Raw genomic sequence first — 25,098 nt, forward strand, 5'->3', positions numbered from 1 at the left:
GTCAACTCAGCACCCGCGCGATCCACGCGTCGGGGTCGTCGATCTCCGCCAGTGCGGGGAGAGCCTCCGGCCCGGACCACACCGTATTGAAGGCATCCATGCCCACCTTCGCGACGACGGCGTCGACGAACTTCTTCCCGTGCACGTACTGCGCCATCTTGGCGTCCATGCCGAGGATGAGGCGGATGAGCCGGTGGACGGGGCTGCTGTTGCGGTGCCGACGGTTGTCGAACGCCCGCCGGATCCGCGCAACCGACGGGACCACCGCCGGCCCGACACCGTCCATCACATGGTCGGCATGCCCCTCGAGGAGGGTTCCCAGCGCGAGCATTCGATCGAATGACTCGCGTTGCGATTGTGCCTGCAGCGCCCGCACGACGCCGAGCATGCCGCGTTCCGACATCGGCTTCTCGCCGGGAGTGCGCAGATCCTTGACCGCCGACACGACGCGGGTCGCCACCTCGCTCACCGGTTCCTCGACGGCAGTGGCGAGGTCGGTCGCGGCGTCGCGCATCAGATCGGCCATCCATGGTGCCTGTGCGAACTGCACCCGATGGGTCACCTCGTGCAGGCACACCCACAGGCGGAAATCGGCGGGCGGCACCTTCAGCGCACGTTCGACCGCGACGACGTTCGGCGCGACCAGCAACAGCGAGCGGGAGAACGGATCGTATTGGCCGAGCACCGCGGACGACAGGTAGGCCAGCATGGCGCCCGCCTGCGCACCCGCGGGCTTGCCCACCCAACGTCGGGTGCTGCCCGAATCCGCGCCCGGCGCCGCCGTGAGATCGGCCATGGACGCTGCGGCTGCGCGCACCCATTCCGGACGGTCGACGACCCGCGCCGGCAGCGGCTCGGCTCCGTTGTCGAGTCGTGTGTGTTCGCGGACGGGCCCCTCGGCCCGCGCAGCCGACGAGAACAGCTCGTCGTGCACGGCGGTGCGCGTGTACCGCGACATCGCCGGTTCGGAGCGGGTGAGACGCACACCGACCCCTGCCGCGAACGACCAGTCGATCGCGTCGCCCAGGGCCCGCTCCTTGCCGGTCATCGGCAGCCGCACTCGCGGAGGACCGACGCGACGGCGTCGAGGGCGGGACGGGCCTCGCTCGGGGAGCGTCCGTTGGAGAGCAGAGCGAACGACAGCACGCGGCCGTCCGAGTCGACGACGTACCCGGCGAGTCCGTTGACCTCGGTCAGAGTGCCGGTCTTCGCCCGCACCCATCCCGCTCCGGCACGCGTGGTGGTGCCGTAGCGGTCCGCGAGAGTGCCGGTGGCTCCGGCGACGGGGAGATAGTCCAGCATGGGCCGCAGCTCCGTCCTGTTCGGTCCGGCGGCTTCGGAGATCACGCGGTCGAGCGTGCGAGCGGAGATCCGGTTGTCGACAGAGAGCCCGCTGGTGTCGCGCAGCGTCACTCCGGTGACGTCCAGACCCGCTTGCTGCAGCGTACCGGTCACAGCCCTCGTGGCTCCTGCGAACGAGTGCTCGTTGCCGGTCGCGATCGCGATTTCCCGTCCGATCGTCTCCGCGAGGACGTTGTCCGATCGGCGCATCATCTGGCCGAGGCGCTCAGTGAGCGGCGCCGACTGGACCGACGCCATCGGCGCTGCGCCCGCTGCGGCGGATCCGGTTGCGACGCGTGCCGGGTCGGCACCGAGCGCCGTGGCCAGTGCACGACCCGCATCCAGCGCAGGAGTTTCGCTGCGGGGGGACTCGTCCTCGAGCGGCTGCAACCGGCCACCGTCCAGCATGACGGCTTCGATGGGTGCGACGTAGCCCGCGCCGACGTCCTGTGGGGACCAGCCGGGCGCCAACGGATCTCCGCTGTACAGACTCGTGTCGACGAGAACGGTGTCGACCGCTGCACCGCTGCGACGGATCTGTTCGGCCAGATCGTCGATGCGGGGCCCACCCGGGTAGAAGCTGTCCTCCTCGCGGGGCAGTGCCGACAGCGTGGGGTCGCCCCCGGCGATCAGGACGATTTCCCCCGGCTTCGACCCCTCGACGACACGCGTGGTGATCCGGTGATCCGGCGGCAACACGAGCATGGCGGCCGCGGCGGTGAGAATCTTCGTGGTGGAAGCGGGGATCAGGGCACGACCGGGGTCCTGCGACCACAGGACGGTGCCGGTCGCCGGATCTGTGATCGATCCGGTGAAGTCACCGAGCCCGGGATTCTTCACGGCCGGTTCGAGCGCGGTCGCCAGCACCTCGGGGTCGGGCATAGGGGCGTCGGCTTCGACCGCTTCGATCGCCGGAGTCGCGACGACCGGTGCCGGTGCCGGAAGCACCGCTGTGCCGGAGGACGCCTGCACGTCGTAGATCGCGAAGGCCCCGCCCACGACCAGAGCGAGGAAACCCGCTCCCCAGATCCCGAACAGGATCTTCATGTTCCGCCGCCGCCGGCTTACCAGCGAACCCTGCTTCTTGCTGCCACCCTGCCCCGCCAACACGCCTCCGCTGCATCCTGCACACTCGTCGACCAGCCATCCGCAATTCCCGCTGCCGGCCGCACACTGCGCTGTAACGCACTCGGGGCCCGGTACCTGCGCCTCCAGACTAGCGCCGCGACCGTTATCCTCTCTCCGGACCATCACCGCAGATACGGATGTCGTATCGGCCGGAAAATACCGACGAAGTGAGGCAACGCGTGGAGTTCGAGGTCACCATCGAGATCCCCAAGGGGCAGCGGAACAAGTACGAGGTCGATCACGAGACCGGACGCGTCAAGCTCGATCGTTACCTGTACACCTCGTTCGGCTACCCCGCCGATTACGGCTACATCGAGAACACCCTCGGTGAGGACGGCGATCCGCTCGACTGCATGGTGCTGCTGCCCGAGTCGGTCTTCCCCGGCGTGCTGGTCGACGCCCGCCCGATCGGCATGTTCAAGATGGTCGACGAGGCCGGTGGCGACGACAAGATCCTGGCCGTTCCGGCCGGCGATCCGCGTTGGGATCACATCCAGGACATCAGCGACGTCGACCAGTTCGAGCTCGACGCGATCAAGCACTTCTTCGTGCACTACAAGGATCTCGAGCCGGGCAAGCATGTCGAGGCCGCCGACTGGGTCGGTCGCGCCGAGGCGGAGGCCGAGGTGACCGCGTCGATCGCGCGCCTGAAGGACAACGGCGGACACTGAGCCGTAGAACGAAGGTCTCCCGGACGATCGAATCGTCCGGGAGATCGTCGTTTCGGGGGTTGCGGGGCTACTCCCCCTTGAACTGCGGCGGACGCTTCTCGAAAACGGCGGTGATCGCCTCGGTGAGATCCTCGGACGGCAGGAACGCCGCATTCCACGCCGCGACGTAACGGAGGCTGTCGTCGACGCGGGCAGACCGGGTGTGGTCGAGGACGTTCTTGATGCCGTGGACCACCAGCGGCGGGTTGGCGGCGATCTCGGCCGCAGTCGCGTGAGCCGCGGCGAGAACTGCCTCCGCGTCGTCGAAGACGTCGTTGACGAGTCCGATCTTCTCGGCGCGCGTTGCGTCGATGTCCTTGCCGGTGAGCGCGAGCTCGCGGACGTGACCGTCGCCGATGATGAGCGGGAGCCGGGCGAGCGTGCCGACGTCGGCGACCATCCCGACCTTGACCTCGCGGACGCTGAACTTGGCGTCGGCGCTCGCGTAGCGGATGTCGGCGGCGGAGATCAGGTCCAGCGCGCCACCGATGCACCAGCCCTGGACGGCGGCGACCACAGGTTTGCGGCAGTCGGCGACGGCCGTGATGGCCGCCTGCATGCTCTTGATCATCGCGTGGAAATCCGTACGCGGTTTCGCGAGTGCCTTGCCGGACACGACGGAGCCGAGGCTGCCGCCCATGGCGACGAGGTCGAGCCCGTAGGAGAAGTTTCTGCCCGAGCCGGCGAGCACGACAGCGCGGACGTCGGGATCGGCGTCGAGTTCACCGAAGAGGACGGGCAGTTCGGCCCAGAAGTCGGGGCCCATTGCATTGCCCTTACCCGGGCCGACGAGCGTGACCCGCGCGACGTGGTCCGCTTGCTCGACGGTGAATGCTTTCCAGGGAGAGTGATCGGTCATTCTGTGTTCGACGGTCCTCGGTCCATGAGGGCGAGAACCGCCGTCCTCCTTCCAAGGTCGGGTCGAGGGCGTGTCGACGAAATCTGTCCGCCGCAGGCGGGAGAGGCTTTGATACTGGAGAGTAACTTGCGTGGAGGCATCCCCGCACTGCACCACCGGTCGACGAGGCCACGACGCGTGTCCGGAACAGTGCCGATCGTGCGGCGATTTCCTACTCTTGTTGCATGACCAGGTCGCTGGATCCGAATTCCCACCGCGTCTCGGACACGCTCATAGCTCGCGGCCACCACGGTCTGATCGTCGAGCAGCCGGAGAACGTGCACACCGCCGAGCAGGCGGCTGCCGCGGTGGGCGTGGAGGTGGGCGCCATCGTGAAGTCGCTCGTGTTCCTGCTCGACGACGATCCGATATTGCTGCTGGTCTCCGGAGCGCACCGCGTGGCGGTGAAGCGGACCGGCAAGCGTCTCGGCGGCGAACTCGTCCCGGCCTCGCCCGACCTGGTCACGGAGGTCACCGGGCAACCGCTCGGGGGAGTCGCGCCTCTCGGCCACCCCACCAACCTGCCGACCTACATCGACCGCTCGTTGCAGTACCACCCGGAGCTGTGGGCGTCGGGAGGTTGCCCCCACACGCTCTTCCGCACCGTGTATTCCGAGTTGATGCGCATCACCGCCGCAATCGACGTGGAAGTGGACTGAGATCTCCCGCCTGCCGGTACCGACGGCACGCCCACCCGGGTACACTCGCCGTCGTGACCGTCCGAGCGTGGAGCCGCAGGCATGTCGACCTGTGCCGCACCCGCTCGTGCCTGTGTGCGACCTGAGATCCACACCATCCCTTACTCTTTCCGGCGCCTCGCATTCTCGATAGTTGCCCGAGGGCGCCGTTCATCTTCCGACCAGCGGAGTCCTTTCATGACCACGTCCCCAATCGCGAATCCGGCCACCGGGCCGATCGATTCACCCGAACTCGTTCTCATCGTGCAGATCTCGGACACGAATGCCGGATCACCCGGCGATCTCGCGGTCCTCGCGGACGCACTTCGGGAGACCGCTCTCGACCTGCTTCCCGGCGCCCGCACCCGCACACTTCTCAGCCCCGGTCCGACACCCCTGGTGATCGACCTGCCGGCCCGCGGCCTCGTCCTCGACGGCGAGCGAGTCGAATTGAGCCACCGCGAATTCGAGATTCTCGGGCATCTGGTTCGACAACCTCGCGTGGCCGCCTCCCGCGCGTCGCTCCGGCAGCTCGGCACCGGAGACGCCGACAACGGCGAAATCGACGCCGAGCGCGGCAACCGCAGCGTCGACGTCCACGTGTCTCGAATCCGGTCGAAGCTGGGACGCTTCGGAAGCATCATCACCACAGTGCGCGGATCCGGCTACCGTTACGACCCCGATCCGCGTGTGCACGTGGTCGAGGCGCTAGACCGCCGTACGGCGTGAACACGCGAAGGAGGGGAGAGACGAGTCTCTCCCCTCCTTCGTGATATGTACCGGAAAACCGGGGTCAGGAAGCGCGCATCGGACGCGATGATCGATTCCGGATCGGCGAGATCACGGGCCTACACGCACGGCGAAGCGCTACCGGCGGCCTGTCCGAGACCCGGCCGCGTTTCCGGCGAAGGGTTCCACACGCCATCGGTCTTCGCATGCACCCACGACGGCCCGTCCGCGACCAGCGACCGCAGCGCTGTGAGAAGCCGTTCGATGTCGTCGGACGAACTACCGAGGCCGAGTGAGGCTCGGACGGCACCTCCGGCACGACCGACTCGTGCAAGCAACGGATGAGCGCAGAAGCGCCCGTCACGAACCCCGATGCCGTGTTCGCCGGACAGATACGAGGCGACGTGCCCGGGCTCGTACCCGTCGACCGTGAAGGTGACGATACCGACGCTGTCGGTCGAATCGCCCCAGAGGCGAAGCACTTCCACGCCGTCGATCGCCCGCAGACCCTCGACGAGCAGGGCGCACAGGGCTTCCTCGTGGCGGGTCACCGCATCGGGGTCGAAGCCGGCGAGGGCATCACACGCGGCCGCAAGTGCGGCAACCCCGAGCACGTTGGGGGTTCCGGCCTCGTGACGCGCAGGGGCGCACGCCCATTCCGTGCCGTCGAGACGTACCTCGCGGACCGCCCCGCCACCTGCCAGATACGGTTCGGCGGCGTCGAGCCAATCCCGGCGACCCACGAGCGCTCCTGCACCGAACGGTGCGTACAGCTTGTGGCCCGAGAATGCGAGGTAGTCCACGCCGAGCGACGCGAGATCGACACGTCGGTGGGGCACGAGCTGAGCGCCGTCGACCAGAATCCGCGCACCGCAGGCGTGAGCGAGTTCCGCGAGTTCGGCGATGGGCAGAACTTCGCCGGTCACGTTGGAAGCACCGGTGACGGCGAGCAGAGCCGCGGGCGCGCGCTGAAGTTCGACCGCGAGCCGCCACACCGTCTCCGACACCGTGTCCGCCGCCTCGACGATACGAGAGTTCTTCCACGGCAGCAGATTTGCGTGGTGCTCGATATCGAGCACCACGACGTCACCGGGTACCGCGCTCGCGAGCAGATTCAGCGAGTCGGTGGTGTTGCGCGTGAAGACCACAACCTGGTCGGCGTCCGCACCGACGAACCGCGAGACGGACGTACGAGCGTCCTCGTAGGCCGTGGTGCTGATCCGCGAGGCATATCCGGCACCGCGGTGCACGCTCGCGTAGAACGGCAGCAGTTCCGTGATTCGTTCGGTGACGGCCGACAGCGCCGGCGCGCTCGCCGCGTAGTCGAAGTTCGCGTAGGTGCAGGTTCCACCCTGAACGAGCGGAACCTGCACGTCACAACCGGAAACGGTGGCGAACGGAGCGATGCAGGTGGTGGTGGCTACAGCAGTCATGACAGATCCCTCGTGCAATCAGGGACCCGCCGGTGACGCCCACAACGGAGAATTCTCGTCGCCGGCGGAGTCCGCGCTTGCCGTGTCCGGAGGTGGATTCACGGCCTGGTCGTCACCCGGAGCACCCCACCGCGGTTGGAGGGTTGCCGACCAGCAAGCCGGGGCTTGACGCTGGTACTCATGACCTGGCGAAGACAATGACAGGACGGACCATCCGTGTCAACCCCACGATCTCGGCACCCGCCCACCGCACGTTCACCTGTCGTCCATCAGGACGTGAGATAACCGGAAGAACCATCGAGCAGAAGGACCCGCGGACTTGCCAGCCCCATCCTCCACCCCCGTCGGCCGGTCACCCATCCCGGACGAGTTCCTCCGCGCGTCGCACGCCCCGCCCGCACGCACCCTCGTCGACCTGCTCAGGAGGACTGCCGAGGCGCATCCGAGCGCTCCCGCTCTCGACGACGGCACCACTGTCCTCGACTACGCCGAACTCGTCGAGGCGGTGATCGCGGGGGCGTATGCACTGAACGATGCGGGCGTGGGGGCCGGCGACAGGGTCGGCGTGCGCATGACATCCGGGCGCACGGATCTGTATGTGACGATTCTCTCGATTCTGGCGGCGGGTGCCGCCTACGTCCCGGTCGATGCCGACGACCCGGACGATCGAGCCGAACTCGTGTTCTCGGAAGCACAGGTCACCGCCGTCATCACCGATGAAGGCACCGGTCCCGGAACGGCCGTGCCGCCCGGTGCCCCGGTCGTGCGCGGTCCGCAGCCCGAGGACGACGCGTGGATCATCTTCACTTCCGGCTCGACCGGCACGCCGAAAGGTGTCGCGGTCACCCACCGCAACGCCGCGGCATTCGTCGACGCCGAGGCCCGGATGTTCTGTCAGGCGTCGCCGCTCGGCCCCGGCGATCGCGTCCTGGCCGGCCTGTCGGTGGCGTTCGACGCATCGTGCGAGGAGATGTGGCTGGCGTGGCGGCACGGCGCATGCCTGGTTCCGGCACCGCGCGCGCTCGTCCGTTCCGGCATGGATCTCGGCCCCTGGCTCGTCTCCCGCGACATCAACGTCGTCTCCACCGTCCCGACGCTTGCGGCGATGTGGCCGGCCGAAGCACTCGAAGCGGTCCGCCTGCTCATCTTCGGCGGCGAAGCCTGCCCACCGGATCTCGTCGAGCGCCTCGCCGTTCCGGGACGCGAGGTGTGGAACACCTACGGCCCCACCGAGGCCACGGTGGTGGCGTGCGCGTCGCTGATGGACGGCACCGGACCGGTCCGCATCGGCCTTCCTCTCGACGGCTGGGACCTCGCCGTCGTCGATGCCGAGGGCAATCCTGTCGAGGAAGGCGCGACGGGTGAACTCGTCATCGGGGGTGTCGGTCTCGCGCGCTATCTCGATCCGGTGAAGGACGCCGAGAAGTACGCTCCCATGCCCACTCTCGGCTGGGACCGCGCCTATCGCAGCGGCGATCTCGTCACCCTCGACCGCGACGGCCTGCTATTCCAGGGTCGCGCCGACGACCAGGTCAAGATCGGGGGCCGGCGCATCGAACTCGGGGAGGTCGACAACGCACTGCAGAACCTCCCCGGCGTGGCCGGTGGCGCGTGTGCAGTACGCCGGACGGCTGCCGGGCACTCGATCCTCGTGGGGTACATCGCTTCGACCGACCCGGGGTTCGACATCGCGTCCGCACACGACCTGCTGTCCGAACAACTCCCCGCCGCGCTCGTCCCACGGCTCGCGCTCGTCGACGAACTCCCCACCCGCACGTCCGGCAAGGTGGACCGCGACGCTCTGCCGTGGCCGCTGCCCGGCGCCGACGCCGGCGCGGTGGAAGCGCTCGGGCTCGATCCCACGGCCGAATGGGTCGCCGAATTGTGGACCGACATCCTCGGCGTCCGAATCGAAGGTTCCGACGACGACTTCTTCGAGCTCGGTGGCGGATCTCTCGCGGCAGCACAGCTCGTCACAGCTCTGCGGAGCAGATACCCGGAGATGACGGTCGCAGAGCTGTACGACCATCCCCGGCTCGGATCGCTCGCGGTCTATCTCGACGAACTCGCGCCGACCGAAGCCACCGCACCTCGTGAGGTGACTCCCGTGCCCCGGCGCGCCCAGTTCACCCAGGTCGCTGCGACCGTCCTCCTCAGCACCCTCACCGGATTGCAGTGGGTGACCTGGCTGGCGCTCCTGAACAACATCATCGCGCTCGTCGTCGACGTGCCGTGGACCGTCACGTTGTCGTGGTGGTGGATCGCGCTCGGCGTCCTGTTGTTCCTCACCCCCGCCGGGCGTATGGCCCTCTCTGTCGCGGGTGCACGTCTGCTGCTGCGCGGGGTGGAAGCCGGAAGCTACCCGCGCGGCGGAAGTGTCCACCTCCGGCTGTGGACGGCCCTGCGACTGTCCGACGCGGTAGGGGCCACGAACGTCTCGAGTGCGCCGTGGATGCGGCAGTACGCGCGTGCCCTGGGAGCGAAGGTCGGACGCGATGTCGACCTGCACAGCCTTCCGCCCGTCACCGGGCTCCTCGAGCTCGGGGACGGTTGCTCGGTCGAGCCGGAAGTGGACCTCGGCGGCTACTGGGTGGACGGCGATGTCGTCCACATCGGGAGCATCGGAATCGGCGCCGGTGCGACCGTCGGTGCGCGATCGTTCCTCGCGCCGGGCGCGCGCATCGGAAAGAACGCGCGGGTGGAAGCCGGATCTGCTGTATTCGGTCGCGTGAAAGCCGGACAGAGCTGGGCCGGATCTCCCGCCCGGAAGGTCGGCAAGGCCGACCGGCCCTGGCCTGCACAGGTGCCTCCTCCCGGAAGACGATGGGTGCCGGTCTACGCGCTGTCGTCGCTGCTGCTCGGGGGCCTGCCGATCGTGTCGATCGCTGCCGGTGTGGCCCTGCTGGTGTGGTGGGTGCACGACACCGCGACCGTTTCCGACGCCGTGCTCCGCTCCCTGTCGATGCTGCCCGTCGCGGCGCTGCTCACGATGTTCGTCTTCGCCCTGCTCACTTTGTTCTCCGTGCGGCTGCTCGCCATCGGGATGACGGAGGGCTGGCATCCGGTGCGCAGCCGCGTGGGCTGGCAGGTGTGGTTCACCGAGCGCCTCATGGATTCCTCGCGCACCTTCCTCTTCCCGCTCTACGCGTCGATGCTCACCCCGATCTGGCTCCGCTTGCTCGGTGCCGACATCGGCAAGGACGTCGAGGCGTCGACCGTGCTCATGGTCCCCAAGTTCACGAAGGTCGCCGACGGCGCCTTCCTCGCGGACGACACGATGGTCGCCTCCTACGAACTCGGCGGCGGCCGGTTGTACATCTCGCATGCGAAGGTCGGAAAACGCGCATTCCTCGGCAACTCGGGCATGGCGGCACCCGGCCGGCGCGTACCGAAGCACGGACTCGTCGCGGTGCTCTCCGCAGCTCCGGAGAAGGCGAAGTCCGGGTCGTCGTGGCTGGGCAGTCCCCCTGTTCGTCTGCGGCGCGCGAGTGGAGAGAGCGATGCGAGTCGCACTTTCGAGCCATCGCTGAAGTTGAAGATCGCGCGCGGCGCCGTGGAGACCTTCCGTCTCGTGCCCATGATCGTCACCTTCGGCATCGGACTCGGTGTGTTGTTCACCCTGAACACTCTCGCCGTGCACTGGGGGTATGCCGTTACCGCACTGCTCGGTGGCGTCGTGCTCATGATCGCCGGGGCCGTGGCGTGCCTCGTGACGGTCGCCGCGAAATGGCTCGTGGTGGGACGGATCGGACGCGTCGAACACCCACTGTGGAGTTCGTTCGTGTGGCGCAACGAGGTCTCGGACACCTTCGTCGAAACCGTGGCCGCCCCGTGGTTCGCGCGGGCCGCGACCGGCACCGTCGTGATGAATCTGTGGTTGCGGGCACTGGGGTCGAGGATCGGCCGTGGCGTATGGTGCGAAAGCTACTGGTTGCCCGAGGCCGACCTGGTCTCCCTGGGCGACGGCGCCACGGTCGAACGGGGTTGCGTTGTACAGACCCACCTGTTCCATGATCGGATCATGTCCATGGACACCGTGACCCTCGGCGCCGGCGCCACGCTCGGTCCGCAATGCGTCGCGTTGCCGGCGTCGGGCATCGGCGACGGCGCCACCGTCGGACCGGCGTCGCTGGTGATGCGCGGCGACGTCGTCCCGCCGTCCACCCGCTGGCAGGGCAACCCGATCGCCCCGTGGACCACACCGAACGATTGGTCGCCGCGGTGAAACCCGTCAAGCCCGTCGCGCCTGTCGCTGCCGACCGCCCGCTCGACCCCTACCTGCCCGAGAGTGGGAACCGCGGATACCGGGTGTCGCGTTACGAACTCGAGCTCACCTACAAGGTGGTCTCCAACAGGCTGGACGGCCGAGCGAAGATCATTGCAACGACGACGGACGTACGGCCCAAGTACTCGCTGGATCTCGCACAGTCGATGCGTGTCTCGAAGGTGACCGTCAACGGGCGTCGCCCGGCGAAGTTCGCGCACCGGGACGGAAAGCTCACCGTCACGCCGGCCGAGAAACTCCCCGTTGGTGCCGTGCTGATCGTGGGCGTGCAGTACTCCGGCACTCCCGCTCCCCTGCGGACCATGTGGGGCGAGGTGGGCTGGGAGGAACTCGACGAGGGGTCGCTCGTCGCGAGCCAGCCGAACGGTGCGCCCACATGGTTTCCCTGCGACGATCATCCCGGCTCCAAGGCCACCTATCGGATCTCCATCACCACAGATGCCCCGTTCGTCGCGATCGCGAACGGAACGCTCGTGCACAAGACCACGAAGTCCAGTCGGACCACCTGGGTGTACGAGCAACCCGAGCCGATGGCGACCTATCTCGCGACTGTGCAGACCGGGCAGTACGAGGTACGCAAGCTTGCGTCGGATCCGGTGCCGCAGTACGGGATCCATCCGTCCCGCCTCCGCGCCTCGTTCGATCGGGATTTTGCTCGTCAGACCGAGATGCTCGAAGTCTTCACGCGCCTTTTCGGACCGTATCCGTTCGCGCACTACACCGCACTCGTGACCGACGACGACCTCGAGATCCCCATCGAGGCACAGGGGCTGTCGATCTTCGGAGCGAACTTCTGCGACGGCACCGGACGCGAGGAGAGACTCGTCGCCCACGAGTTGGCCCACCAGTGGTTCGGCAACAGCCTCACCCTGTATCGCTGGTGCGACATCTGGCTCCACGAGGGGTTCGCCTGCTACGCGGAATGGTTGTGGTCGGAGAGTTCCGGCGACAGGTCCGCACATGCGCACGCACTCGATGCCCACCGCGGACTTGCCCGCAAGCCACAGGACATCGTGCTCGAGGACCCGGGTCCGGAGGCTATGTTCGACGACCGGATATACAAGCGGGGGGCACTGACCCTGCATGCCTTGCGGTTGCACCTCGGTGACGATTCGTTCTTCGATCTTCTGCGGACGTGGACCTCGGAACACCGGCACGGAAACGTCACGACGGCCCAGTTCAAGGATCTCGCAGCCCGCTTCTCCGATACCTCACTCCGTCCGCTGTGGGAGGCGTGGCTGGGCACCGAGTCCCTTCCTGCCGCCCCGACCGCCTGAAGCGGCACGTGGTCAGGGCAGGTCGACCTTCGACGCGAGCCACCGGCCGTCGGCGAGTTCCATCGTCATCACCACCCGACTGCGATCGAGCCGAGGTTCGGGAACCAGGGTGTTCGTGACGCTCTGGTCGACGAACAGGAGCACTTCGACCTTCGTCGTGGTCGCCGACTTGATACCCGACTCCACGACGACACCCTCGGCGCGCGCCTGATTGTCGATCAGCAACTGTTCGAGTTGTTCGCTCGACTCCGCATACATCTGCGCGAATTCGCCGGTGCTTCCTCGGAGCACCGCAGCGAAGTCCGCATCGAGACTCGCGGAGTCCACGGACGTCAACGTCACCGCGAACTGCCTTGCAGCCTCCGACGCCGCTCGTGCCGCATCGTCCACTGCACGAGCGTTCCGCAACTGTGTGCCCAGCACTGCGGCAGCGGCCAGGGCTGCCACCGCCACGACGGCGGTGAGTACGAGCAGCGAACGCGTGAGTCGCCCTCTTCCCGAACGGTTTCCGTCCTCGTTGTCGTCGGTACCGGCAACCCTCGCGTCCGTGCTCTCGTCCGTGACGGTCTCGTCCGTGACGGCCTCGCTGTCGATGCTCATGTCGGTTCTCCTGGTTCGGTTCTTCACGGAGGTTGCGGCACAGGTCAGTTCGGCACCTTCGGGCCGCCGTAATCGAGCGGAATGCTGTGCGGTCCTATCGGAGCAGGATCGGACGTGCGCAGCGGATCGACGCCCGGCGGGATGCTCGCCGCGCCTTCCTCGCCGGGTGGACGAGGCGCGTTGCGGGCACCGCGGACGAGCGTCGACGGGTCGGGGTCGGCGCAGTAGGTGTAGAGATACGGTTCCGGGCTGTCGGCAATGGTCGGTGCTCGTCGCGGCAGGTCGTAGTCGCACGAGTTCCGCGGATAGATGTTCACGAGCGCCCAGACGCCTCCGTCGCGAAAAGCGGTCATGAGCGCTTCGAGCGTCGACCCGTCCCGTTCGCTCGGGAAGAAGAATTCGTGCAGGGCAGGTACGCGCACGTGAGCCATCTGCGCGACAGTCGTCAGATTGCCGAGCAGTTGCACCATCGTCGGGGAGTTCTCCGCGAGGAGGTTGTCGACGGAGTGCATCGTCGCGGGTGCGCGGTCCACGAAGTCGCGAAAACCCTCGTCCATCGATTCGACTCCGCGCAGCAGGGCCGACATCTCCCCCGACATCTCCTGCAGTCCTGGTTCGGCGTCGGCGAGCGTGCGAAGCACGATCTTGCCGGAGCGCAGCAGTGACACCGTCTGCGGTAGTACTTCGTCGAGTGTGGAGATCAGGAAGGTGCCGCCTTCGATGATGTCGGTGAGTTTGCGCGGCCCTTCCGGTCCGACGCCGAGTTCCTCCACGACGACTCGGAGAGATTCGGGTTCGATCTGCGCGAGCATGCCGTCGAGATCGTGCATCAGAGTCGAGAGAGGGACAGGTGTCGACGTGTTCTCGGCCGAGATCTCGGCACCGTCCTGCAGATAGGGACCCCCGTCCCTGTCCGGACGCAGGTCGAGGTATTGCTCTCCTGCAAGCGACAGTCCTGCCACGCGGATCTCTCCACCCGCCGGAATCGATACCTCCGAGTCGATCTCGGCGACCGCGACCACGCCGTCGTCGGTCAGCTCGACGGACGACACGGTACCCACCGGCACCCCGCGCAGCGTCACGTCCCGCCCCGGGAGCAGTCCACCCGAGTCCTCGAAGTGCACGCGGATGCGGAAGGTCCCGGCCGTCGGATCGGCATCGAACACGCCGAGCACGAGGTAGGTGAAACCGACGACGAAGGTGGTGACGAGAGCGACGACCGAGAGGCCGAGCCGGTGGCCGTAGCCGTAGCGCACCCCCGCGACGATTCCGCCCGCGACGAACTCGACGGCTCCTCCCCGGTTCACGGACCTTCTCCGTCCAGGCGGTTCTGCAGTCGCATCAACGTATATGTCAGGGTTCCGACGAACGCCTGCCAGTCGGTCTCGTCCGGCAGTCGGCTCCCCGGATCGCCCGAATGTCCCGGCGACGGGACCGCACCGATGACGAGCTGTTCGAGATCGGCGTCGACATTCGCAGAGGTGCTGTTCGTGACCCTCATGATGGGTGCGAGTAGTCGATTGACCGCGTTCAGGCTTGCTTCCGGGTGGGTCGCCGCGACATTCAGCTGCTCGGCGATCCGATCGAGGTCGGCGATCGTGCTGCGGGTGTCGGTGCCCTGTACCGAGGGGAATCGCTCGATCTGCCGGCCGATCCGATCGATCTGCCCGACGAGGTCGAGAATTCGGGCGGTGTCGGCCGCTACGACATCGAGTGCCGGACGTGCGGCCAGCACCACCTCGTCGATGCTCGCTCGCCGATCGGCAAGAGTCGCGATGAGTCCTTCGGTGCGGGTCAACGACTCCTCGATCTCGGCGGTGCGAGCGGTGATGAGACCCGCCAGCCTGGTCGACTCGTCGACGAGCGCCGCGAGCCGATCACCGCGCCCTCCCACGGCTTCGCCCAATCCGTCGACGATCTTCGTGAGGTTGCGCAGGGCACCACCGTTGACGAGAACCGATGCGGTGGAAAGCACTCCCTCGATGGTCGCCGCAGCTGCGGTCGATGACAACGGGATCGTGTCGCCCGGAGAGAGGGCCGCTCCGTCTACGGCATCGACCGGTGGTTGCAGCGAGACGAACACATCGCCCAACGGTGTGGCGGATCTCAACTCGGCGGCGGTGCCCACCGGGACGGACACATCGTCGACGATTCGCATGGTCACGATGGCCGTGTAATCCTCCACCTGCATGGACGCGACCTCACCGACGTCCGCACCCGCGAGTCTCACCTTGGCTTTGGTCGGAAGGTTGAGCGCGTTCTCGAAAACCGCGTGGAGGACGTAGGAGTCGCCCCCCACACCCGGTTCCGGAAGCGGAAGACTCTCGAGCCCCGAGGAACACGCGGTCGTGCCGAGCATCGACGCTGCGATCGTCACGAACACGCTCCGTGTCCATCGCCTCCGGCGGGTGGCCACATGCGTCATCGCGGCAACCCCGCAATCCCTTCGAGCATCGAAGCGATACCGAATCCCGGACCGAAATCCCTCAGATTCCCGGAAGTACAACCGACATCGCGCATCTCCAGTGCCGCACACACCTGGGAAACGAGATGCCCGTCGAAGAAGACCTTCTCGAGTTGGGCGTGTACGCGCGCGGCACCGTGCTCCTGGTCGATCGCGTTGTACGCGTTAGCGAGAAGAAGCGGTGACAGATCGAGGAATTCGGCTACCTCGTTGCGGTAGTCGACGATCGCGCGGACGACCGACTCTGCGTTCGTCACGGTCGACTGCACCGCACCGCGATTGGACTCGAGCAATTGTTCGGCCTGCCCGAGGATCTCGTTCAGCTTCGTTCCGGTGTCCCCCTCGCCGATGCGAGCATCGGCGAGTACTTCACCGAGTCTTCGGGTGGCTTCTCCGAACTCGCGGATCTCGGTGTCGTTGGCGGCCGCGATGTCTGTCAGGACGGAGAGATTGTCGATGATCGTGGTGATCTCGTTGCCGGTTATCGCGCCCTTCTCGGCGCTCATTCGCAGCGCGTCCGACAGTCGGCCGAGGGCGGCTCTGATTCCGACACCGTTTCCTGCCGTCATTGCTTCGCCCACATCGAGCAGTCGCGCAACCGGCCCGTTACCCGCTCCGTCACCTTCGAGTTCGAGGGCCAGAGTGTCTGCCATCGCAAGCAGGCGATCGAACTCGATCGGGGTACGTGTGCGGTCCGAACCGATGACCGCCCCGTCCTCGAGCGTAGGTCCGCTCCGGTAGACGGGGGTGAGTTCGACGTGCCGGTCGGTGAGCACGGAGGTGGACACGGCGACCGCCTGCACATCTGCCGGGATGTCGATGCCTGCGTCGATCTCCATCGTCACGGCGACGTGGGTGCCGTGTGCCGCGATCGCGGATACTCGCCCTACCGGTATCCCGAGGACCGACACCTCGTTCCCCTCGTAGAGACCGGCCGCGTTGTCGAACCGTGCGGTGACGGTCACGGCCTCCTCGGACGTGCGGACCCGGTCGAGAACGAAGAAGGAGGTCACGCCTGCGATCGCGAGCAGGGCGATGCCCCTCACCACCCACTTGATCGTCATCGGCACTCCCCGAGGTAGTCGCGTAGGGTCGGCTCCTCGGTGTGCCCCACCAGAGCACACATCCACGAGTCGATCATCGGTCCGGCCGGCGCCGTGAAGTCGACCTCGTTGGCCGTCCCCGACGCATTGGTGAAGTTGCGGATCGGTACCGGCAGGATCTGGAGAATGTTGCGGAGCAGCGCATCGTTGTTCGCCAGGGACTCGAGGAACTCGTTCAGGTCGGTGATCATAGCGTCGATGTGGGTGCGGTCCTCCACGACGACCGAGTGCAGCGATTCCACGAGCCGTGTGGTCGACTCCAGCAGGCGCTGAACGAGATTGCGACGGTTCTCGAGTTCGGCCAGCATGGCGTGCCCGTCGCGGACGAGTACGGCGAGACTGTCCTGCTGGGACCGCACGACAGTGGTGATCGATGCGGTGGCTTCGAGGATCGAGCCGATCTGGCGGCGCCGGTCTGCCAGGGTTCCGGAAAGACTCTCGATGTTCTGCAGAACCTGCGGGAGAAGTTCGGGTACCCCGTCGAGTTCACCCGCGAGGACGTTCATCGTCTCACCGAGTTGCTCGGCATCCACCTGCTCGAAGGTGGTCGTCGCATCCGCGAGCACGTCCTGCAGGTCGTACGGAACGACAGTGTTCTCGATCGGAATCCGGTTGTCGTCCAGAGGCTCCCGGCCCGCCGGCCGCAGTTCGAGATATCGGGATCCGAGCAGAGTAGTGAGTTTGATCGACGCCACGGTGTCGGAACCGAGTTCGACCCCCTTGTCGATGTCCATGGCCACCACGACGTGGTCCCCGGCAAGGCGGGCCCCTTCGACCGTCCCTACTTGGACGCCCGCAATCGTTACGGCGTCTCCCGTACTGATCCGTGCCGCCTGTGCGAATTCGGCTTCGTACCGCACGGAGGACAATCCGATGCGGGAGACGCCGACGGTGGCTGTCAGCGCGACGGCGATCAACACGACCGCAACGATGCCGATCGTCAGGGGATTGCGCTCCTCGAGCGTCACCTTTCGCTTCGGAGTGCCTCCGCGGCTTTGTCTTCTGCGTGCGAATTTCACGGATTCACCTGCAGACCGGGGAGTGCGTGATCCGCCCTTCGGGCGTGACCTCCGAGACCACGGACGGAATGATCGTACCGACCTGGGGAACCAGAGTGACGTTGAAATTGCACAGGTAGGTGTTCAGATAACTGCCCTCCTGACTTACACGTGCCAGCCCTTTGAGCAATCCCGGCAGGTTCGCCCCGAAGTACGCGAAGCTGTCCTTGTTGTCGAGGAAGTGCCGGGTGAATCCCGGTTGCCGGACGATCATCTCGTGCATGTCGGGCTGCACTTCCCGGCTGATCTGCGCGATTCTGTCGACCGTAGCGGCGACGGAATCGAGCGAGTCGATGGTCTCGTCCCGCCGTGCCGACAGTTCGGCGAAGATCGCGCGGGCACTGCTCAGCACGGCCTCGACATCCTCGCTCTGCGTCGCGAGCTCTCCGATGACCGCATCCAGGTTGACGATGATGTCACCGAGAACCCGATCGGGTTCGTCGAGTGACTCGGCCAGGCGCGATGTTTCGGCGACGAGCACCGTCACGCCACCACCGTCGCCCTGAAGTGCCGCGATGATCGCACTCGTGATCCGGTCGACCTGCTCGGGATCGAGCACACTGAACAACGGCTCGAAGCCGTTGAGCAGCACGGAGATGTCGAATGAGGGATCGGTGTGTTCGAGGGGGATCTCCCACTCGGGTGGGACGGGCTTCCCGGCTCCGCCCTCACTACGCGTGAGTGCCAGATACCGCTGCCCGATGATGTTCTGGTAGGTGATCGCGGCCTCGGTGTCGTCGTACACCGCCTGTGTGTCCTCGATGCGAAACGCGACCTTCGCGACCGTCGCGTCCAGTTCGATCGCGTCGACGCGCCCCACCCGTACGCCCGCCATCCGAACGTCGTCGCCCACCCGCAAGCCCGATGCGTCGCTGAAGACGGCACTGTAGGCGACCGTGTCGCCGTGGACTTCGCGCTGGAGCGTGACGACGACCGGCCAGGTCGCCCCGAGGCACACCAGGAGGAAGAGGACGAGACCGATCAGGGGCTTGCGGTAGTTCACCTCGGACCGCTCCCCTCGTCCGGCCGAACCGTGATCAGCGCTCCGCGCGCCACCGGTCCGAGCAGCATCTCTGCGGCCGCCGACGGATCGCCCCCGAGGAGCGCGCCGAGCAACCTCTTCTCCTCCTCGCTGCCGATCGAGCCGACGTTGCCGCCGGCCGGGACGCTGCTGAGCACTCGTGCTCCGGTGTCCAGGGAGGCGACCGGCGGCGCTCCGGTCTCGGGTGCCGTTTCGCAGCTCGGGCCGGCCAGAGCGCCGTACCTGGGGCAGTCGGCACGCGTGTACATCCTGTGCGGGGTGAACTGGAAGATGAACTTGCCCATCCCGCGCGGTGCACCGTGCGGCCAGAAGTCCTCGAACCACTTGTCGGAGATGCGCCGCATCCGGGTGGTGATACGGGGGAACTCCTCCGCACCGTCCGCCATGACGCCCAGTACCGGAGTGAGCGCCGTCGTCACGCCGATGACCTGCTCTGTGTGTTTCTCGAAGCCGGTCGCAACGAGGTCGAGAGTGGCCGCGCTCGACGCCAGGAACGTCCCCAGTTCCGCACGCTTCTTCGAAACGGTCCGCATCGGCAGCACCGCGTGGTTCACGGCGTCGAGCAGGTCCGGTGCGGATTGTTGGAGTCCGCGCACCGCATCGGACAGAGCCACCAGTGTCGACGGACCACCGTCGGGTGTGAGGACGGCCCCCAGCTCACGGACCATACGATCGAGTTTCTCTCCTGCCGAGACGATATCGGCTCCGCGGCGATCGGTTGCCTCCGCGACGGTTGCGAGGATCCCGAGGGTGTGCCGCTGGTCGACGCGAGCCGTGGCCGCCGTGATGTCGCGGAGTTTCGTCAGCGCTGTCTGCAATTGGACGGTCGCCAGGCTCGTGTCCTGCGGAATCGACGCACCGGCGCGCAAGGGTGATGCCGCGCCGTTGTCGACGAGTTGCACGGACGACACGGCGAAGACGTTGCTCGGCACGACACGTGCAGTGACGCTGCTCGGAATCGATTGCACGTGTTCCGGTTTCAGCGACAGCCTCACAACGAGGGAGGACGTGGCGTCCGGGCGCACGACCTCCCGCACCTCCCCGACCAGCACGCCCCGGAACTTGACGTCCGACCGTGCGAGGAGTCCGTCACCGATGTCCGAGAGCACGGCGTCCACCTCGACGGTCCGGGTGAATCTGCCGTCGGCCTTCGCCAAGACCACTCCCACCGCGATGAGGCCGACGAGCAAGGCCAGCGCACCGGCGACGAACAGCCGGGCCGGGGTGGAACGTCCGACGTCGCTCTCGAGCAGAATCGACATACCTACCCTCCGAGCCTTGCGCCCGAACCGATACCCCACAGGGCGACGGTCATGAGGAGATTGACCACGATCATCGCGGAGATACTCGCCCGCATGGCCCGGCCGGCAGCGGTCCCCACCCCCTGCGGTCCACCAGCCGCATAGAATCCGTAATAGCACTGGATGGTGGTGGTGATGACGACGAACACCACGGTCTTGAGCAGGGAGTACGCGATATCCGTGCCGCTGAGCACAAGTGAGAAGTAGTGGCCGTAGGTGCCGGCCGACACACCGCCCGCCAGTCCGATCACCGATTGCACGGCAACGTAGTTCACGGTGAGGCACACGAGATACAGGGGCACCACCGCTACCACCGAGGCGAGCAGCCGCGTCGTGACGAGATACGGGATCGACCGGATCGCCAGCGACTCCAGAGCGTCGATCTCCTCCGAGATGCGCATCGCACCGAGTTGGGCAGTGAATCGGCAACCTGCCTGTGCTGCGAAGGCGAGCGAGGCCATGATGGGAGCCAGCTCACGGGTGGTGGCCGTCGACGAGACCATTCCCGTCGCGGGTTCCAAGCCGAGCAGGTGCAGCGCGTTGTATCCCTCGATTGCCACGATTGCTCCCGCGGAGGCGCCGAGGACGATGATCACCCCGGCCGTGCCGCCCCCGACGACGAGAGAACCGTTGCCCCAGGTGACATCAGAGAGGATGCGTAGGAACTCCTTCCGGTAATGCCGCAGTGTCGTCGGGATCGCTGCGACAGCTCGGAACAGGAAGACGATGATGTGCCCGAGTCGCTGGACCGAGCGAGCATGTGCAGTCGCGAAGACGACGAGCGGGCGGGTGCCGGGCGGGAAGTATCGTGACGCCATTTCAGAATCCCGTCCGGGGAAACAGCAGCACGTAGAGCTGGGTGAAGGCGACGTTGACGATCATCAGAAGCAGGATCGATGCGACGACGGTCGCATTGACCGAGTTGGCGACGCCGGCAGGTCCTCCGCGTGTCGTCAAGCCCTTGTGACAGGCAACCACGGCGACGATCGCTCCGAAGACCGCCGCCTTGACCATGGTGAGGACGAAATCACCCAGGGTCGCGAACGACGCGAAAGTGGTCACGAAACTACCTGGAGTACCGTTCATTACGAAGGTGTTGAAGATGTAGCCGGACAGAAAGCCGACGAAGCACACGAGGCCGGTGAGCGCGAGACCGACCACGATCGCAGCCACCAGGCGCGGAACGACCAGGCGCCGGACCACCGAGAGACCCATCACCTCCATGGCATCGATCTCGTCGCGGATCTTGCGCGAACCGAGGTCGGCGCACACCGCCGAACCGGCCGCCGACGCCATCAGCAGAGCCGCCACCATAGGCGCGCCCTGTTTGATGACCGCGAGACCACTGGCGGCACCGGCCAGTGAGGTGGCCCCGACCTGCCCGGCGAGAAGACCGAACTGTATCGACAGGGTCACCCCGATCGGGACGGCCACGAACATCGTGGGCAATGCCGATGCCGACGCCATGAAGGCTGCCTGGCGCACGAACTCCGCGAACGGGAATCGCAGGGTGGCGATGTCGAGGATCAGGTACTGAAGGGCACGGATTCCCAGAACGCATTGACCGCCCACGGTTTCGAGTGCCGCAACAGGATGTCGCCGGATGTACCCTCGCGCCCAGTTGCCGATCTCGTCTGTGGCCGGCGTCCGCATCGCGGGATCACCGGGCCCATCCGGTACCGGACATATCCACCCGCCCGGGACTGCACTTCGCCGTACCCGAAACCATATGTGCCACGGGCGCTCCCCTTCAGGAATGAACGAGTACGTGTATGACACCGGACGATCGATCGGCCGCAATCATTACCGAGATCGGTTGCGTTCGGATGGTTTTCGAGAGAATCTCCGAATCCGTCCGATGTCACGACACGCGCCACGAAACTTCGCTTCGGCCACCCGCGGGCGATCGGGCGCCGAAGCAGGGCTGTCTACCCCAGCCCAAAAGTAGAATACTATTCTCGAACTTGCAATACATGATTTCGGAATACTTCGCCCACCTCCACGGGAGCCTCCCCACGCAAGACGATCGCACTACACGTGATCGCGATGCCTGCCACTACGGTCACCGGGAGGTTCGACGTCTCGTTCGAGCACCGACAGGCACCACTCCACCAGCTCGAAGGTCTCGGCATGACCTGCGGTGAGCCCGAGGGCCTCCTCCATCACCACCACACGGGAGATGCTGGTCATCAGCACCGATACCACGACGGGCGGAAGGCGGGCCATGTCGTATCCCGACCGCGCGAGGGCTGCGCGCGCGGCGTCCCGTTGACCTGTGCGGAACAGTTCCGAGTATCGGGCGATCTCGCGACGAAGGGCGTCGCGATGACGAGCGAGTGCGATGAACTCCGTCGTCACGGCCACCGCCGCGGGATCGATGCTGAACTCCCACAGCGCCCGCAGTGGCTTGTCGGACCTCACGACCTCCGCCTGGATCGCCAAGCCCTCCTCGGCACGTCGGCGGAACATCTCGAGAAACAGGTCGTCCATGGTTCGGAAGTAGTAGTGGACGAGCTGCGGCTTGAGACCGGCACGCTCGGCTACGCGCCTCGAAGTGACGGCCGCGTAGCCCTTTTCGAGCATCAACTGCTCGGCCGCGTCGAGCAGCACCGTCCTGTTCTTCGCATCCGGTGCACCGATCCGTCTCGACGACGTCATCTCCCACCCCCGTGTAGCCGACACAGCGCGACCCGTATCGCAGGTGACCGGCCGGCCCGGCGGTCGCGAAACGCCGGTCGGCCACTCATGTCTACTGCATGAGCAATGTGTCCTTGACCACATTCGAGGTCCATGCTATCCATATATCCAGCACTGCTAGGCAGGCGCTCAGCATCGGGCGAGGCTGGCGTTCTCATCGGAAACATCCGCAGTTGCACATCTCGTGTGTGCACAACGTCAGGAGCCCCGAGTGAACGACGACTTCGACTCGAAGGATTTCTTCACAGACCCTTCGTTCATCCCGGATCCACATCCCTATTTCGATCATCTGCGCTCGCAATGCCCGGTGCGGTTCACCGCTCCCCGCGGCGTGGTGGCCGTGACCGGCTACGACGAATGTCTTGCCGTGCTTCGGGATACGTCGACCTACTCCAACATCAACGCTGCGACCGGCCCGTTCCCCGGCATGCCCTTCGAACCCGAAGGCGACGACATCAGCGAGCAGATCGAGCGTCATCGCCCCGAGATCCCATTGAACGAGCACCTCGTGACGATGGATCCGCCTCAGCACACACGTGTCCGACGGCTTCTCGCCGGACTGTTCACCCCTCGGCGGCTGGCCGAGAACGAGGACTTCATGTGGCGACTGGCAGATCGCCTGATCGACACCTTCCACGAGTCCGGGAAGGTGGAGCTGCTTCACGAGTACGCACAGCCGTTCGCTCTGCTCACGATCGCCGACCTCCTCGGTGTTCCCGAAGAGGACCACGCCGCCTTCATCGCCCACCTGTCGACACAGACACCCGGTGCGATGGCCGAGGACGGAGTCCTGGGAACCAATCCGCTGGAATTCCTCGATTCGAAGTTCTCGGCCTACATCGAAGATCGGCGCCGGACACCGCGAATGGACGTCCTCTCGATGCTCGCCGAATCGACGTACGCGGATGGCGACACCCCCGACGTTGTCGATCTTGTGCGTCTCGCCACCTTCCTGTTCGGCGCAGGGCAGGACACCACTGCACGCCTGATCACCGCGGCGTTCCGGCTGCTCGCCGATAGGCCCGATCTCCAGAAGCAGCTTCGCGAGGATCGCAGCCTGATACCCCAGTTCGTGGACGAGGCGCTACGCCTCGAGGGGCCGGTCAAGAGCGACTTCCGTCTGGCCAAGAAGAAGACGAGCCTCGCTGGAGTCGATATACCTGCAGGTACCCCCGTCATGGTGTCGCTTCCTGCCGGCAACCGAGATCCTCGACGGTTCGCCGATCCACACGAGTTCCGACTCGACAGGGAGAACTCCCGCGATCACATCGCCTTCGGGCGCGGTGTCCACTCCTGCCCCGGCGGCCCGCTGGCCCGGGTGGAAGCACGCGTGTCCGTCGAGCGTCTCCTCGATCGGCTCGGTGACATCCGGATATCGGAAGACAAGCACGGGCCCGTCGGTGACAGGCACTTCGATTACGAACCGACGTACATCCTCCGCGGGCTCACCGAAATACATCTCGAGTTCACTCCCGTCGCCATGCCGGAAGGAAGTGCCCACGTCCGCTGACGGAGTCCGTGCAGCAGCGGTACTCGAGTGATCTCACTCGAAAGAGACCGGCACGCACCGGATCTTCGGTCGGTAACGGCCTCCTACGATCGGCAACGCAGGGATGCATCCAGCGCGCTCATCAGTTGCCCGACACGAGTCTTCGAGGTGGGCGCGGGTGGATAGCGCGAGAGTACGTCGACCAGCGTGGGGGTCGCACGGCGGCGTGCCTGCTCGATCATCGAGTTCCCGACTGCGGGGTCGTCATCGGCTCGGAGCTCGGCAATGCGCGCAGCGCTCGCGGCGGCTCGCAGGATGTGCCCGACCTGGGTAGCCTTCGCGATCGGATGCAGATAGGCGGCCGCGGGGGCATCGCCGGCGCATCGGGCAGCCAGAGCGGCCGCCTCGGTGGACGCTTGCTTCGCTGCCCGATGCGCGTCCGATGCAGTCACTCGCTGAAGACTCGTTCGCCTCGCACCGCCGGCGAATTCCCATGCCGCATCGAGGGCAGCACGAGGACGCCGGTCACCAGGAACGGACTCTTCGAAGACGGGAAGCACGTCCTGGGCGCTCTCTGCGGCATACCGCGCCACCACCCGCAACTCGCCCACGGTCAGCTCGAAATCGCCGAAGACGCTTCTCGCCGGCTCGACTCGCCCCATATACGCAAGCGTATGTCGGCCGAAGACCATCCACACGAGAAAAGGGGACCCGCGAAAGCGGGTCCCCTTTCAAAGCCGAAGACCCCCAACATGGTTGGGGGTCTTCGGTAACGGGTGTTCGGCGGTGTCCTACTCTCCCACACCCTGTCGAGTGCAGTACCATCGGCGCAGACAGGCTTAGCTTCCGGGTTCGGAATGGGACCG

At 66.3% G+C, this 25,098-nt stretch carries 21 protein-coding genes, 1 rRNA gene and 1 riboswitch; of the genes, 6 read left to right on the forward strand and 16 right to left on the reverse strand.

The window, feature by feature from the left end; all coding sequences use genetic code 11:
- Position 1 precedes the first annotated feature (1 nt).
- Both ABZ789_RS21745 and dacB read right to left on the reverse strand, forming a co-directional pair.
- Entirely contained in the window at positions 2-1,048 is a 1,047-nt protein-coding gene (locus tag ABZ789_RS21745; RefSeq protein WP_358428431.1) for a zinc-dependent metalloprotease, read from the reverse strand.
- Complete coding sequence (dacB, locus tag ABZ789_RS21750; protein ID WP_358428434.1) at positions 1,045-2,388, reverse strand: D-alanyl-D-alanine carboxypeptidase/D-alanyl-D-alanine-endopeptidase; 1,344 nt, start codon at positions 2,386-2,388, stop codon at positions 1,045-1,047. Before dacB ends, ABZ789_RS21745 begins: the two co-directional genes overlap by 4 nt.
- Positions 2,389-2,648: 260 nt before the next feature.
- Between dacB and ABZ789_RS21755 the strand changes: the two genes are divergently transcribed.
- The gene (locus tag ABZ789_RS21755) at positions 2,649-3,140 is read left to right on the forward strand and encodes an inorganic diphosphatase (protein ID WP_358428437.1); all 492 of its coding nucleotides are present in this window, start codon (positions 2,649-2,651) and stop codon (positions 3,138-3,140) included.
- 67 nt (positions 3,141-3,207) lie between these two features.
- On the opposite strand, the gene ABZ789_RS21760 is transcribed toward ABZ789_RS21755, so the two are convergent.
- On the reverse strand, positions 3,208-4,038 hold the full coding sequence (locus tag ABZ789_RS21760; RefSeq protein WP_358428440.1) for a crotonase/enoyl-CoA hydratase family protein: 831 nt from the start codon (positions 4,036-4,038) through the stop codon (positions 3,208-3,210).
- 224 nt (positions 4,039-4,262) lie between these two features.
- Here ABZ789_RS21760 and ABZ789_RS21765 point away from each other — a divergent pair, with 224 nt between their 5' ends.
- Entirely contained in the window at positions 4,263-4,736 is a 474-nt protein-coding gene (locus ABZ789_RS21765; protein WP_358428443.1) for a YbaK/EbsC family protein, read from the forward strand.
- A 216-nt stretch (positions 4,737-4,952) separates the two neighbouring features.
- Positions 4,953-5,483, forward strand: a complete 531-nt coding sequence (locus ABZ789_RS21770) for a winged helix-turn-helix domain-containing protein (RefSeq protein ID WP_358428446.1) — start codon at positions 4,953-4,955, stop codon at positions 5,481-5,483.
- A gap of 119 nt (positions 5,484-5,602) precedes the next feature.
- On the opposite strand, the gene ABZ789_RS21775 is transcribed toward ABZ789_RS21770, so the two are convergent.
- Positions 5,603-6,916, reverse strand: a complete 1,314-nt coding sequence (locus ABZ789_RS21775; RefSeq protein ID WP_358428449.1) for an aminotransferase class V-fold PLP-dependent enzyme — start codon at positions 6,914-6,916, stop codon at positions 5,603-5,605.
- Positions 6,917-6,984: 68 nt separating this feature from the next.
- Positions 6,985-7,102, reverse strand: a riboswitch (SAM riboswitch).
- Positions 7,103-7,235: 133 nt separating this feature from the next.
- Between ABZ789_RS21775 and ABZ789_RS21780 the strand changes: the two genes are divergently transcribed.
- The gene (locus ABZ789_RS21780) at positions 7,236-11,141 is read left to right on the forward strand and encodes a Pls/PosA family non-ribosomal peptide synthetase (RefSeq protein WP_358428452.1); all 3,906 of its coding nucleotides are present in this window, start codon (positions 7,236-7,238) and stop codon (positions 11,139-11,141) included.
- Positions 11,126-12,478 carry a M1 family metallopeptidase gene (locus tag ABZ789_RS21785; RefSeq protein WP_358428496.1) on the forward strand — a complete coding sequence of 451 codons (1,353 nt, stop codon included), beginning with the start codon at positions 11,126-11,128 and terminating at the stop codon, positions 12,476-12,478. Before ABZ789_RS21780 ends, ABZ789_RS21785 begins: the two co-directional genes overlap by 16 nt.
- 12 nt (positions 12,479-12,490) lie before the next feature.
- Here the strand turns inward: ABZ789_RS21785 and ABZ789_RS21790 are convergent, their stop codons facing one another.
- The 10 genes from ABZ789_RS21790 to ABZ789_RS21835 form a co-directional block, all read right to left on the reverse strand.
- Complete coding sequence (locus ABZ789_RS21790; RefSeq protein ID WP_358428455.1) at positions 12,491-13,078, reverse strand: hypothetical protein; 588 nt, start codon at positions 13,076-13,078, stop codon at positions 12,491-12,493.
- 44 nt (positions 13,079-13,122) lie between these two features.
- Positions 13,123-14,385 carry an MCE family protein gene (locus ABZ789_RS21795; protein WP_358428458.1) on the reverse strand — a complete coding sequence of 421 codons (1,263 nt, stop codon included), beginning with the start codon at positions 14,383-14,385 and terminating at the stop codon, positions 13,123-13,125.
- The gene (locus ABZ789_RS21800) at positions 14,382-15,455 is read right to left on the reverse strand and encodes an MlaD family protein (protein ID WP_358428461.1); all 1,074 of its coding nucleotides are present in this window, start codon (positions 15,453-15,455) and stop codon (positions 14,382-14,384) included. Before ABZ789_RS21800 ends, ABZ789_RS21795 begins: the two co-directional genes overlap by 4 nt.
- 44 nt (positions 15,456-15,499) lie before the next feature.
- Positions 15,500-16,606, reverse strand: coding sequence for an MCE family protein (locus ABZ789_RS21805; protein WP_358428464.1), 1,107 nt, complete (start codon positions 16,604-16,606; stop codon positions 15,500-15,502).
- Complete coding sequence (locus ABZ789_RS21810) at positions 16,603-17,613, reverse strand: MCE family protein (RefSeq protein WP_358428466.1); 1,011 nt, start codon at positions 17,611-17,613, stop codon at positions 16,603-16,605. The genes ABZ789_RS21805 and ABZ789_RS21810 overlap by 4 nt, the downstream gene beginning before the upstream one ends.
- Positions 17,614-17,668: 55 nt before the next feature.
- Entirely contained in the window at positions 17,669-18,706 is a 1,038-nt protein-coding gene (locus tag ABZ789_RS21815; RefSeq protein ID WP_358428469.1) for an MlaD family protein, read from the reverse strand.
- On the reverse strand, positions 18,703-20,007 hold the full coding sequence (locus ABZ789_RS21820; protein ID WP_358428472.1) for an MCE family protein: 1,305 nt from the start codon (positions 20,005-20,007) through the stop codon (positions 18,703-18,705). Before ABZ789_RS21820 ends, ABZ789_RS21815 begins: the two co-directional genes overlap by 4 nt.
- A gap of 2 nt (positions 20,008-20,009) precedes the next feature.
- Positions 20,010-20,864, reverse strand: a complete 855-nt coding sequence (locus tag ABZ789_RS21825) for an ABC transporter permease (protein WP_358428475.1) — start codon at positions 20,862-20,864, stop codon at positions 20,010-20,012.
- A 1-nt stretch (position 20,865) separates the two neighbouring features.
- Positions 20,866-21,699 (reverse strand): ABC transporter permease, encoded by an 834-nt coding sequence (locus ABZ789_RS21830; protein ID WP_358428478.1) that lies wholly within the window; start codon positions 21,697-21,699, stop codon positions 20,866-20,868.
- A 378-nt stretch (positions 21,700-22,077) separates the two neighbouring features.
- Entirely contained in the window at positions 22,078-22,704 is a 627-nt protein-coding gene (locus tag ABZ789_RS21835; RefSeq protein WP_358428481.1) for a TetR/AcrR family transcriptional regulator, read from the reverse strand.
- A gap of 250 nt (positions 22,705-22,954) precedes the next feature.
- On the opposite strand from ABZ789_RS21835, the gene ABZ789_RS21840 reads away from it, so the two are divergent.
- Positions 22,955-24,253: a cytochrome P450 gene (locus ABZ789_RS21840; RefSeq protein WP_358428484.1), complete on the forward strand. Its 1,299-nt coding sequence runs from the start codon at positions 22,955-22,957 to the stop codon at positions 24,251-24,253.
- Positions 24,254-24,336: 83 nt separating this feature from the next.
- Here the strand turns inward: ABZ789_RS21840 and ABZ789_RS21845 are convergent, their stop codons facing one another.
- Positions 24,337-24,894: a putative immunity protein gene (locus ABZ789_RS21845; RefSeq protein ID WP_358428487.1), complete on the reverse strand. Its 558-nt coding sequence runs from the start codon at positions 24,892-24,894 to the stop codon at positions 24,337-24,339.
- A 116-nt stretch (positions 24,895-25,010) separates the two neighbouring features.
- Positions 25,011-25,098, reverse strand: a 5S ribosomal RNA gene (rrf, locus tag ABZ789_RS21850); the annotation flags it as partial.

Source organism: Rhodococcus sp. NPDC047139 (assembly GCF_040643435.1).
Classification (GTDB): Bacteria; Actinomycetota; Actinomycetes; order Mycobacteriales; family Mycobacteriaceae; genus Rhodococcus.

What these genes read in the sequence shown, in the direction of transcription:
- ABZ789_RS21745 (WP_358428431.1), bottom strand. Translation starts at nt 1,048, where the DNA reads ATGACCGGCAAGGAGCGGGCCCTGGGCGACGCGATCGACTGGTCGTTC.
- dacB (WP_358428434.1), bottom strand. Translation starts at nt 2,388, where the DNA reads ATGAAGATCCTGTTCGGGATCTGGGGAGCGGGTTTCCTCGCTCTGGTC.
- ABZ789_RS21760 (WP_358428440.1), bottom strand. Translation starts at nt 4,038, where the DNA reads ATGACCGATCACTCTCCCTGGAAAGCATTCACCGTCGAGCAAGCGGAC.
- ABZ789_RS21765 (WP_358428443.1), top strand. Translation starts at nt 4,263, where the DNA reads ATGACCAGGTCGCTGGATCCGAATTCCCACCGCGTCTCGGACACGCTC.
- ABZ789_RS21770 (WP_358428446.1), top strand. Translation starts at nt 4,953, where the DNA reads ATGACCACGTCCCCAATCGCGAATCCGGCCACCGGGCCGATCGATTCA.
- ABZ789_RS21775 (WP_358428449.1), bottom strand. Translation starts at nt 6,916, where the DNA reads ATGACTGCTGTAGCCACCACCACCTGCATCGCTCCGTTCGCCACCGTT.
- ABZ789_RS21790 (WP_358428455.1), bottom strand. Translation starts at nt 13,078, where the DNA reads ATGAGCATCGACAGCGAGGCCGTCACGGACGAGACCGTCACGGACGAG.
- ABZ789_RS21805 (WP_358428464.1), bottom strand. Translation starts at nt 16,606, where the DNA reads ATGACGATCAAGTGGGTGGTGAGGGGCATCGCCCTGCTCGCGATCGCA.
- ABZ789_RS21820 (WP_358428472.1), bottom strand. Translation starts at nt 20,007, where the DNA reads ATGTCGATTCTGCTCGAGAGCGACGTCGGACGTTCCACCCCGGCCCGG.
- ABZ789_RS21825 (WP_358428475.1), bottom strand. Translation starts at nt 20,864, where the DNA reads ATGGCGTCACGATACTTCCCGCCCGGCACCCGCCCGCTCGTCGTCTTC.
- ABZ789_RS21830 (WP_358428478.1), bottom strand. Translation starts at nt 21,699, where the DNA reads ATGCGGACGCCGGCCACAGACGAGATCGGCAACTGGGCGCGAGGGTAC.
- ABZ789_RS21835 (WP_358428481.1), bottom strand. Translation starts at nt 22,704, where the DNA reads ATGACGTCGTCGAGACGGATCGGTGCACCGGATGCGAAGAACAGGACG.
- ABZ789_RS21845 (WP_358428487.1), bottom strand. Translation starts at nt 24,894, where the DNA reads ATGGGGCGAGTCGAGCCGGCGAGAAGCGTCTTCGGCGATTTCGAGCTG.